Source organism: Sphingomonas sp. DC1600-2, assembly GCF_049897605.1.
Classification (GTDB): Bacteria; Pseudomonadota; Alphaproteobacteria; order Sphingomonadales; family Sphingomonadaceae; genus Sphingomonas.
Genome location: NZ_JAFCWO010000001.1, coordinates 334,908 through 346,408, shown reverse-complemented (window position 1 = coordinate 346,408; position 11,501 = coordinate 334,908). Strand labels below are relative to the sequence as shown.

Below are 11,501 nucleotides of genomic sequence, written 5' to 3'. Positions count from 1 at the left end.
TAAGCGGGGACGCGGACCATGGCCAATCCTGCGGAGCCGAATGGCTCCAGACCGATCCGGATCGTCATTGCCGGCGGCGGCACCGCCGGGTGGATGACTGCGGCCACGTTCGCGCGCTTTCTGGAGGTCGGCTTCGAAATCGACCTGATCGAATCCGAAGAGATCGGCACGGTCGGCGTGGGCGAGGCGACGATCCCCCAAATCCGGCTGTTCAACGACGCGCTCGGGCTGGACGAGGACGCGTTCCTGCGTGCAACACAGGGGACGTACAAACTCGGCATCGAATTTGTCGATTGGGGTGCACCCGGCCAGCGCTACATGCACGCCTTTGGCGACATCGGCCGCGATGTCGGGTTGCTGCCGTTCCATCATTATTGGCTGCGCGCGCGAAAACTGGGGCTGGCGGGCGATCTCGCGGCCTATTCGCTGAACAACCAAGCGGCGCTGGCGGAGCGGATGCAGCGCGGGGCGGCGCGCACTGCGCGCGTGCTGCCGGACATGCCTTATGCCTTTCACTTCGACGCCGGTCTCTATGCGCGCCATTTGCGCCGCTACAGCGAGACGCGCGGCATCAACCGCATCGAGGGCAAGATCGTCCGCGTGACGCAAGGTGATACGGGCGACGTGTCGGGGCTGGTGCTCGAAGACGGCACCACCGTCAGCGCCGATCTGTATATCGATTGCACCGGCTTTCGCGGGCTGCTGATCGAACAGACGCTCCACACCGGCTATGACGACTGGACGCATTGGCTCCCCGCCGATCGCGCGCTGGCGGTGCCGTCGGCGCGCAGTGCCGCCTTCACACCCTATACCCGCTCAACGGCGAAGGCGGCCGGTTGGCAATGGCGGATCCCGCTCCAGCATCGCACCGGCAACGGCATCGTCTATGCCTCGGCGCATCTGAGCGACGACGAAGCGACCGCGACGCTGCTCGCGGGGCTCGACGGCGAGGCGCTCGCCGACCCGCGCCCGATCCACTTCCGCACCGGCAAGCGCCGCAAATTGTGGAACCGCAATGTCGTCGCGATCGGCCTCGCCGGGGGCTTCCTCGAACCGCTCGAATCGACCAGCATCCATTTGATCCAGTCGGCGATTGCGCGGCTGATGAAGTTACTGCCCGGCCACACCAGCGCCGAGGCCGACCGCGTCGAGTTCAATCGCCAGAGCGACTTCGAATATGAGCGCATTCGCGACTTCATCATCCTGCACTACGCCGCCAACGCGCGCAGCGAGCCGTTCTGGCGGATGTGCCGCGACATGGAGCTGCCCGAAACGTTGTCGACCAAGATCGACCTGTGGCGCGGCAACGGCCATATCACGCGCGAGCATGAGGAGCTGTTCACCGAGGTCGGCTGGCTGCAGGTGTTCGCCGGGCAGGGCGTGATGCCAACGGGGCACCATCCGCTCGCCGACGCGATCCCGGCGAGCGACCTCGCCGAATTCATGGACACGATCGCCAAACTCAATGCCCGCGAGGTCGCCCAGATGCCGAGCCATGCCGATTTCATCGCGCGCCACTGCGCCGCGCCGCAGCCGGTGACGGCATGAGCATCGCCGCCGCGCTGCTGCTGGCGCTCACTGGCCCGGCGATTGTCCCGATCGAGCAAGTGCGCGCGCGTGCGGCCGAAGACGAAATCATCTATTTCGTGCTGCCCGATCGCTTCGACAATGCCGATCCGACCAACGACACAGGCGGGCTGACTGGCGACCGGCTGGCAACCGGCTATGATCCGACGGCCAAGGGCTTCTATCATGGCGGCGATCTGAAGGGGCTGACACGGCGGCTTGACTATATCCAGGCGCTTGGCGTTACCGCGATCTGGATCGGGCCGATCTTCAAAAACAAGCCGATCCAGGGCGCGGCGGGACAGGAGAGCGCGGGCTATCACGGCTATTGGATCACCGACTTCACCACGGTCGATCCGCATTTCGGCACCGATGCCGACTTTTCCGCGTTCGTTGATGCGGCGCATGCGCGCGGGATCAAGGTCTATATGGACATCATCGCCAACCACACAGCCGACGTGATCCAGTATCGCGAATGCATCGGCAAACCCTGCGCGTATCGCAGCACGGCCGATTACCCGTATCAGCGGCGCGGCGGCGTAAGCGGCACGCCGATCAATCCTGGCTTTGCCGGCGATGCCGTGCAAACGCCCGAGAATTTCGCGCGGCTGACCGACCCGGCTTATGCCTATACGCCCTTCGTCCCCGTAGCGGAGAAGACCGTCAAAGTCCCGGCGTGGCTCAACGACCCGCGTTATTATCACAATCGCGGGGACTCGACCTTTGCGGGCGAATCCGCGCGCTATGGCGATTTCGCCGGGCTCGACGACCTGATGACCGAGGACCCACGTGTCGTCGCCGGATTCATCGCCATCTACGGAAGCTGGATCGATCGCTTCGGCATTGACGGCTTCCGTGTCGACACCGCACGGCACGTCAATCCCGAATTCTGGCGGGCGTTCGTCCCGGCAATGCAAACGCGCGCGGCGGCGCGCGGCATCCCCAACTTCCCGATCTTCGGCGAAGTCTATTCGGAGACCGTCGATCCCGGTTATACCGCACAATATACCCGCCGCGACGGCTTCCCCGAAATCCTCGATTTCTCGTTCCAGGCGGCGGCGCGCGCGATGCTTTCGGGCAAGGCCGGGACCGACCTCTTCGCCAAGCTGATCGACGGCGACGTCCTCTACGAAGGCGGCGACGCCACCGCGCAACGCTTGCCGACCTTCCTTGGCAATCACGACATGGGGCGGATCGGGCATATGCTCGATCTGGCGTGGCCCAATGCGACCGAGGCCGAGCGGCTGCAGCGCCTCACGCTCGCGCATGTCCTGCTGCTGTCGGCGCGCGGCGTACCGACAATTTATTCGGGCGACGAACAAGGCTTCACCGGCCATGGCGGCGACCAGGACGCGCGCGAGGACCTGTTCGCCAGCCACGTCGCCAGTTACAACGACAACCGCCTGATCGGCACGGCGACGACCACCGCGACCGCGCATTTCGGCACCGAAAACCCGATTTTCCAGACGATCGCCAAGCTCGCCCAAATCCGCCGCGACCATGCCCAATTGCGCCACGGCCGCACCGTGGTGCGCGCGGCGTCGGACAAGCCCGGCCTGCTCGCCTTCACCCGCGGTGCCGATGACGGGCATGAAATCCTGGTCGCGCTCAACACCTCGAACCAGCCGGTCAGCGCCAATGTCGAAATCGGTGCGCGTTCGGCGGGCTTCACCACGCTCGCGGGCGCGTGTCCCGCGCGCGCCACCGCGCCGGGCAGCGTCTCGATCACCCTGCCCCCGCTCGGCTATGCCATCTGCGCCGCCCTCCCCAGCGAATGAGCCTCATGACCCCATCGACCGCCCAGCCGAAACCCGATCCCGCGCCCACGACGCCGTGGTGGAAGGGGGCCGCGATCTATCAGATCTATCCGCGCAGCTTCGCCGATTCGAATGGCGACGGTATCGGCGATTTGAATGGCATCACCGCCCATCTCGACCATGTCGCGACGCTCGGCGTCGATGCGGTGTGGCTGTCGCCCTTCTTCACCTCGCCGATGAAGGATTTCGGCTATGACGTCGCCGATTACCGCGATGTCGACCCGATCTTCGGCACGCTGGCCGATTTCGACGCGCTGATCGCGCGCGCGCATGCGCTCGGGCTGCGCGTGATTATCGACCAGGTGTATTCGCACACCTCGAACGAGCATCCGTGGTTTCAGCAAAGCCGCGCGAGCCGATCGGGCGACAAGGCCGACTGGTATGTCTGGGCCGATGCCAAGCCCGACGGCAGCCCGCCATCCAACTGGCAATCGGTGTTCGGCGGCCCGGCCTGGACGTGGGACGCGCGTCGCCAGCAATATTACATGCACAATTTTCTGAAGGAGCAGCCACAGCTCAACGGGCATAATCCGGCGGTGCAACAGGCATTGCTCGATACCGCGCGCTTCTGGCTCAATCGCGGGGTGGACGGCTTCCGGCTCGATGCGATCAATTTTGCGATGCACGATCCCGCGCTGACCGATAACCCGCCCGCGCCCGCCACCAACCGCGCACGCACGCGGCCGTTCGATTTCCAGCTCAAGCTGCACAATCAGGGCCATGCCGATATCCCGCCCTTTCTCGAGCGGATCCGCGCCTTGCTCGACGAATATGGCGCAGGGTTCACCGTCGCCGAGGTTGGCGGCGAGGACAGCGACCGTGAAATGAAGCTGTTCACCACAGGCGGCACACGGCTCGACAGCGCGTATGGCTTCGACTTCCTCTATGCCGAGCGGCTCACCCCCGCGCTCGTTGCCGATGCGGTGGCGCGCTGGCCCGATGCGCCAGGCATCGGCTGGCCGAGTTGGGCCTTCGAAAATCACGACGCGCCCCGCGCCTTGTCGCGCTGGACCACGCCCGAGCACGCCCCGGCCTTTGCGCGCATGAAGATGCTGCTGCTGGCGTGCCTGCGTGGCAACATCTTCCTGTACCAGGGCGAGGAATTGGGGCTGACGCAAGTCGACATTCCGTTCGATGCGCTGCTCGATCCCGAGGCGATCGCCAATTGGCCGATGACGCTGTCGCGCGATGGCGCGCGCACGCCGATGCCGTGGATCGGGACCGCGCCCGATCTCGGCTTTGGCAGCGAGACGCCGTGGCTCCCGTTCGGGGGCGACCATGGCGCGCTCGCCGCCGACCGGCAGCGCGCCGATCCGGACTCGCTGCTGCACTGGACCCGGCGGGTGCTCGCGGTGCGCAACGCCCATCCCGCGCTGCGCCAGGGCGACATCCGCATCCTGCACAGCGACGATGCGGTGCTCGCCTTCGAACGCCGCGATGCGGGCGAGCGCCTGCTGTGCGTGTTCAACCTGGGCGATGCAGCGCGCGACTGGCCGCCCCGCCTCGCACAGACAGGGACGGTGCTGCTCAGCGCGAACGACGCAAGCCCCAGCGCGCTTCCGCCCTTTTCGGGGCTGGTGCTGCGATCGTGACGCAAGCGGCGGCAGGCAAGGCGATCGTCATCCTCGGCGGCGGCACCGCCGGATGGATGGCCGCCTGTCTGATCGCGCAGCGGTGGCCGCACGCGCAGGTAACGCTGGTCGAAAGCCCCGAGATCGGCATTGTCGGAGTCGGCGAAGGCTCGACCCCGCAGTTGAGGCACTTCTTCGACCGGCTTGGCATTGCCGAGGCCGAATGGATGCCGGCGTGCGACGCGACCTACAAGCTCGGCATCGGCTTTCACGGCTGGTCCGACCGGGCGGGCCATGGTGCCTATTTCCACCCCTTCCCGACCGCGCTCGACAGCCACACCGCACCGCATTTCTTCTACAATACGCGCGCGCGGAGGACCGGGCGCGATGTGGTGGCGCATCCTGATCGGTTCCTGCTCCCCGCCCGGCTGGCGGCGGCGGCTTGCGCGCCGCAGCCGGACGCGAATTTCCCGTTCGAGGTGAGCTACGGCTATCATTTCGATGCCCACAAGGTTGGCGCGTTCCTCGGGCACCATGCGACGACCAAGCTGGGCGCGGTTCAGCTCCAGCGCACCATCGCCACTGCCGAGCGCGACGCAAGCGGCGATATCGCGGCGCTGCTGTGCGACGATGGCGAGCGCATCCCGGGCGACGTCTTCCTCGATGCCAGCGGCTTTCGCAGCATCCTGTTCGAAAAGACGCTCGGCGTGCCGTTTCAGTCCTTTGCCGATACCCTGTTCAACGATCGCGCGGTCGTGCTGCCCACGCCGCGCGACGAGGCGGCACCCTTGCCCAGCCAGACCCGCGCCACTGCGCTCAGCGCCGGATGGGTGTGGGACATCCCGCTCACCACGCGCACCGGCAATGGCTATGTCTATTCCAGCCGCCATCTTTCGCCCGATCAGGCCGAGGCGGAATTGCGCGCGCATCTCGGGGTAGGCGACGTCGGCACCGCGCGGCATCTGACGATGCGCGTTGGCCGGGTCGCCAAAAGCTGGTCGCACAACGCGCTGGCGATCGGCCTGGCGCAGGGCTTTATCGAGCCGCTTGAGGCAACGGCGCTGCACATCGTGATGGCGACGGTCGAGGCGTTTCTGGACGCCGTCGATGCGAACGGCTTCACCCCCGCCGCCAGCGCGCCCTTCAACGAGGCGATCGCCGCGCGCTATGACGGCGTGCGCGATTACATCGTCGCGCATTACCGGCTCAACCAGCGCGGCACCGACCCGACCGGTTATTGGGCCGAGGCGCGCGCGCTGGCGCAACTGTCGGATCCGCTCAAAGCGCTGATGTCGGCATGGTTCACCGGGGCCGATATGGCCGCGCTGGTCGAACAAATGGGAATTGGCCGCTATTACAACGCGATCAGTTGGCATTGCCTGATGGCGGGCTATGGCACATTCCCTGACGAGCACCGCCTGGTGCCCGCCGGACCCGATATCGAACGGATCGACCTGCACAAGATCGACGACTTCCTCGATCGTTGTGCGCTGAACTTCCGCCCGCACCTGACCCACCTCCCCCGGCATTTGAAATCGAGAGACACGCGATGAAACACCTATGTCTTGCAGCCTTGCTGACCACCGCCGCGCTGCCGCTGGGCGCGACCGCCGCGCACGCCACTGCGCCAGCTGCGGCGCTGAGCGCCCAACGCGATGGCGTCGAGGTAACGGCAGGCGCGCTCAAGATGCGCCTGACAGCACTTGCCGACGGCCTGGTGCGTGTGCGTATCGCGCGCGACGGTGCGTATCCCGAAGACGCCAGTTGGGCGGTGCTGCCCGAGCAGCGCAAGGCGCGCGCCAAGGTGACGCCGACCGCGGACGGCTTCACCACCGCCAGCCTGCGCGTCCGCATCGGCGCGGGCGGCGCGATCACCTTCGAAACACTCGACGGTAAGATCATCTCGGCCGATGCCGCGCCCGTCGCGATCGACGGCAAGAGCTTCACGCTGCGCAAAAGCCTGCCGATCACTGAGCATTTCTATGGCCTTGGCGACAAGACCGGGGGCCTCGACCGGCGCGGCAAGGAATTTGTCGACTGGAACACCGACGCGTTCGGTTTCACCAGCGCCGACGACCCGATCTACAAATCGATTCCGTTCTTCCTCTCGACCGGCGCGCCGGGCGGCAGTTACGGCATCCTGCTCGACAATACCTATCGCACCTGGTTCGATTTCGGCCACCGCGATGCCGATACGCTGACCTTTGGTGGCCCCGACGGGCCGATCGATTATTATTTCGTCGCCGGTCCCAGCCTGGCCGAGGTCACGCGGCATTATGCCGATCTTACCGGCCACGCCCCGCTCGCCCCGAAATGGGCGCTGGGCTATCAGCAGTCGCGCTACAGCTACATGTCCGCCGACGAGATCCGCGAGATCGCGCGCCATTTGCGCGCGGATCGCGTGCCGACCGACGTGATCTGGATGGACATCGACTATCAGGATCGCAACCGGCCCTTCACCACCAACCCCAAAACCTTCCCCGATCTGCCCAAACTGACCGCCGACATGAAGGCGCAAGGAATCAAGCTGGTCGCGATCACCGATCTGCATATCGCCAAGGTCGAGACTGGCTATGCGCCGTATACGAGCGGCAAACGCGGCGACGAATTCGTCAAGAACCCCGATGGCACCGATTATGTCGCGCCGGTCTGGCCCGGCGCGTCGGTCTTCCCGGACTTCACGCAAACCAAGTCGCGGACGTGGTGGGGCACGCTGTACAAGGGGTTCCTTGATGACGGCATCGCCGGTTTCTGGAACGACATGAACGAACCGGCGATCTTCAACACGCCGACCAAGACGATGCCGCTCGACACCGTCCACCGCATCGCCAGCGACGATTTCGCGCCCCGCACCGGCGACCACCGCGAGATCCACAACGTCTATGGCATGCAGAATACGCGCGCGACCTATGACGGGCTGCTGAAGCTGCGCCCCGACGAGCGCCCCTTCGTGATGACGCGCGCCAGCTATGCCGGGGGGCAGCGCTATGCCGTCACCTGGACCGGCGATAACAGCGCGACCTGGGATCACCTGAAACTGTCGGTGCAGCAGATCATCAATCTTGGCCTGTCGGGCTTTGCCTATAGCGCCGCCGACGTCAGCGGGTTTGCGGGCGGCCCGAGCCCCGATTTGCTGACGCGCTGGTTCGAGATCGGTGCCTTCACGCCCGTGTTCCGCGATCACTCGGCGACCGGCACGCCGCGCGTCGAGCCATGGGTCGATGGCCCCGATCACCTCGCGATCCGCCGCCGCTTCGTCGAGGAGCGCTATCGGCTGATGCCCTATTTCTATGCGCTGGCGGACCAGAATAGCCGCTTCGGCGACCCGATCATGCGCCCAGTGTTTTACGATTACCCAAGCGCCGCAAGCATGGGCTGCAACCAGTCCATGGCCTTCACGCTCGGCAAGGCGCTGCTGATCGCGCCGCCGCCCAGCCCGGAATCACCGCAAACCTATGATGTCTGCCTGCCCGCCGGTGGCTGGTATGATTATTGGACCGGCCTGCGCGCGGGAACGCCCGAAGCGGCCACCACCGGTCCGATCCAGTCGGCGACGCAAGCCGTGCCGACCGAGCACGCCAAAAGCGAGCGCGTGCTCGAGACGCCGCGGCTCGATCGCTTGCCGGTGTTCGTTCGCGCCGGGACGATCCTGCCGCGCCAGCCGCTGGTCCAGAGCACCGCGCAAACCCCGTCCGGGCCGCTGATGCTCGACATTTATCCCGGCGGCGACTGCAGCGGTACGCTGTACGAAGACGATGGCACCACGCTTGGCTATCAGCGCGGCGCGTTTTTCCGTCAGACCGTGCGCTGCGCCACCACTGCGACGGGCATCACCGTTACGTTCGACAGCAAAGAAGGATCGCTTGCGCCATGGTGGAAGCAGATCGCGGTGACGCTGCATGGCTGGCAAGGCCCGGGCCGCGTGACGCAAAACGGAGCGTCGCTCAATGCGGAAAGCGACGTGTCGGCTCAGACGCTGCGCTTCACCATCCCGACGCCGGGCAAGGCGGCGCTGATCAGGATCGAGAAGAACTGAAGCCAAAGGTCGTGGGTTAGGCCCAGTGCCGACGATAACTGCCAGAGGCCGGGATCGTTACCGCAAAGCGCTCGGTGCCGAGCCGGATCTTCACCGTCGATCCGGCCGGCGCCGAAAGCGTGAGCGCGGTCGCACGGCCCTGCCGCCATGTCAGATCGACGCGGACGCCACCGCGTGCCCGGACTCCCGCGATCGAACCGTCGGGCCATGCCGTTGGCAGAGCAGGGAGCAAATGCAGTTCGCCGCCCCAGGACTGCACCAGCATTTCGAGAATACCCGCCGCCCCGCCGAAATTCCCGTCAATCTGGAAGGGCGGATGCGCGTCGAACATGTTGGGATAGGTGCGCTGCGGACCGAGCAGTCCTTTGAGCACCGTATAGGCGTGATCGCCCTCGCCCATGCGCGCCCACAGACACACGCGCCATGCGGTCGCCCAGCCGGTCGATAGATCGCCGCGTTGGCGCAAGCTGACCTTGGCCGCCTCGATCAGCGCCGGCGTGTCGCGGACGTTGATCTGCCCGCTCGGATACACCGCATAGAGGTGCGAAACGTGCCGATGGTGTTGATCGGGGGCTTGCGCATCCCAATCCTCGAGCCATTCCTGAAGCTGCCCCGCCGCGCCGATCCGATCGGGCGCAATGCGCACACCGACCTGTTCGAGCATGGCGAGCCATTCGGTGTCCCGCCCCAGCATCCGGCCAGCGACCACCGTATTGGTGACCAGGTCGCGGACGATTTGCCGATCCATCGCCGGGCCGACGCACAGCGACGATCCGAACGGATGTTCGTTCTCGGGCGAGAGCGAGGGCGACGTCACCAGCCCGCGCCCCTTGGGGTCCTCGATCAGCGTGTCGACGAAGAAGTGCGCCGCTCCCTTCAGCAACGGGTACAACCGCGCCAACAGTGCCGGGTCGCGGGCAAAGTCCCAATGCGTGAACAGCGTGTTGCAGAGCCACGCGCCGCCGCACGGCCATAGGCCCCATAACGGTCCATCGATTGGAGCGGTCGCGCGCCAGAGATCGGTATTGTGATGCGCGACCCAGCCCCGCGCGCCGTACATCGTCCGCGCGGTCCGCGCGCCGGTAACGGACAAATCCTCGACCATCCGCACCAGCGGCTCGACGCAGAGGCCGAGCCCGCCTGGGTCAGCCGCCCAGTAATTCATCTCGGTGTTGATGTTGATGGTGTATTTGCTGCCCCAGGGCGGGGTGGTCCCCTCATTCCAGATGCCTTGCAGCGTCGACGGCTGGCTACCCGGCCGCGACGAGGCGATGAGCAGATAGCGACCATATTGCAGATACAGCGCCGCCAGCGCCGGATCGACCGCGCTTGCGCCCGCCGCAATGCGTTCGTCGGTCGGCAACGCCGCCGCCGGGCTGGTGCCCAGATCGATCTTCACCCCGCCGAACAGCGCCGCATGATCCGTCACATGCGACCGTCGCAACGCGTGATACGCCTTGTGTTCGACCGCCTGCCCGGCGGCGCGCACCGCGCCAACGGGGTCGCCGCCCGTGTCATCATAGCGGCGGTAGCTGGTCGCGGCGGCGATCAGCAGGGTCACGCGGCGCGCGCCGGACACGGTTATGCCCTTTTGGTTCGCAACGATGACACCGTCCCCAACCGCCTGCACGCGCAGTGCGTAGCGCAACCCCGCAGGAGCACCGAGCGCGGCCTCGTTCGACCCGGTAACAAGCAGCGCATGCGCTCCGTCGGCGGCGATCGTCACGTCCGGTCCGGGCCGGTCCGCATCCTCGCGCTGCAGCCACTCGGTCGGGCGCGTGGTTTGGGGCGTTGCCCCCTCGGAGAATTGCGCGCGGGGGGTGCTGATCGCACGGGGCGCGCGATAAGCCAGATCGAAGTCGAGCGTGCCACCTTCCGCTTCCAGCCGCATCACGATCACCTGATCCGGGGCCGACGCGAACAGCTCGCGCCGGTAACGGCCGTCTGCAGTTTCGAACTCCGTCGTGGCAATGCCCGATGCGAGGTCGAGCTCGCGCCGATAGGCGGTCGGGACCTTCGCGGATGCGAAGGTCAACAGCAGATCGCCGAGCGTGCCATAGGGCATCTGGGCGGGCGGTTTGCCCATCATTTTTGCGGAAGCCAGATCCGTCGCGTCCCTATAGCGCCCGGCGGCCAGCAGCGCCCGGACCTCGGGCAACGCGGCCAAGGCCTCGGGATTGTCCGGATCATAGGGCGCACCCGCCCATAGCGTGTCCTCGTTGAGCTGAAGCCGCTCCTGCGCGACGCGACCGAACACCATTGCGCCCAGCCGTCCGTTGCCGACCGGGAGCGCCTCGGTCCAGGCTCCGGCAGGCTGCCGATACCAAAGCCGCAGGTCGCCGCTCGAATCGCTCGCCTTCGCCGCCAGCAGCGTCGGCGCAGCCGCAATCGCAAGCCCCGCCGCCAGCGTCTCGCGTCGATTGACGGCTGCGAACGCATCGCTTGATGGCATCATCGCTCTCCCCATGCGGCTTCGTCCAAGCTCCAAAACTCTGTGCGGTGCCGATGCCC

General features: G+C 66.2%; 6 protein-coding genes. 5 read left to right on the top strand and 1 reads right to left on the bottom strand.

Annotated features, from left to right (window positions below):
- Nucleotides 1-18 precede the first annotated feature (18 nt).
- From ACP7BL_RS01640 to ACP7BL_RS01620, 5 genes are read left to right on the top strand one after another with little or no spacing between them, the layout of a single operon-like run.
- Complete coding sequence (locus ACP7BL_RS01640; protein WP_299107869.1) at nt 19-1,548, top strand: tryptophan halogenase family protein; 1,530 nt, start codon at nt 19-21, stop codon at nt 1,546-1,548.
- On the top strand, nt 1,545-3,344 hold the full coding sequence (locus ACP7BL_RS01635; RefSeq protein WP_299107866.1) for an alpha-amylase family glycosyl hydrolase: 1,800 nt from the start codon (nt 1,545-1,547) through the stop codon (nt 3,342-3,344). Before ACP7BL_RS01640 ends, ACP7BL_RS01635 begins: the two co-directional genes overlap by 4 nt.
- A gap of 5 nt (nt 3,345-3,349) precedes the next feature.
- Nucleotides 3,350-4,975 carry an alpha-glucosidase family protein gene (locus ACP7BL_RS01630; RefSeq protein ID WP_426257458.1) on the top strand — a complete coding sequence of 542 codons (1,626 nt, stop codon included), beginning with the start codon at nt 3,350-3,352 and terminating at the stop codon, nt 4,973-4,975.
- Nucleotides 4,972-6,507 (top strand): tryptophan halogenase family protein, encoded by a 1,536-nt coding sequence (locus ACP7BL_RS01625; protein WP_426257457.1) that lies wholly within the window; start codon nt 4,972-4,974, stop codon nt 6,505-6,507. The genes ACP7BL_RS01630 and ACP7BL_RS01625 overlap by 4 nt, the downstream gene beginning before the upstream one ends.
- Nucleotides 6,504-8,990, top strand: a complete 2,487-nt coding sequence (locus ACP7BL_RS01620; RefSeq protein ID WP_426257456.1) for a TIM-barrel domain-containing protein — start codon at nt 6,504-6,506, stop codon at nt 8,988-8,990. The genes ACP7BL_RS01625 and ACP7BL_RS01620 overlap by 4 nt, the downstream gene beginning before the upstream one ends.
- Before the next feature lie 16 nt (nt 8,991-9,006).
- On the opposite strand, the gene ACP7BL_RS01615 is transcribed toward ACP7BL_RS01620, so the two are convergent.
- A complete protein-coding gene (locus ACP7BL_RS01615) occupies nt 9,007-11,445 on the bottom strand; it encodes a glycoside hydrolase family 95 protein (protein ID WP_426257455.1) in 2,439 nt (812 codons plus the stop codon).
- Nucleotides 11,446-11,501: the final 56 nt, after the last annotated feature.

What these genes read in the sequence shown, in the direction of transcription:
- ACP7BL_RS01640 (WP_299107869.1), top strand. Translation starts at nt 19, where the DNA reads ATGGCCAATCCTGCGGAGCCGAATGGCTCCAGACCGATCCGGATCGTC.
- ACP7BL_RS01635 (WP_299107866.1), top strand. Translation starts at nt 1,545, where the DNA reads ATGAGCATCGCCGCCGCGCTGCTGCTGGCGCTCACTGGCCCGGCGATT.
- ACP7BL_RS01630 (WP_426257458.1), top strand. Translation starts at nt 3,350, where the DNA reads ATGACCCCATCGACCGCCCAGCCGAAACCCGATCCCGCGCCCACGACG.
- ACP7BL_RS01620 (WP_426257456.1), top strand. Translation starts at nt 6,504, where the DNA reads ATGAAACACCTATGTCTTGCAGCCTTGCTGACCACCGCCGCGCTGCCG.
- ACP7BL_RS01615 (WP_426257455.1), bottom strand. Translation starts at nt 11,445, where the DNA reads ATGATGCCATCAAGCGATGCGTTCGCAGCCGTCAATCGACGCGAGACG.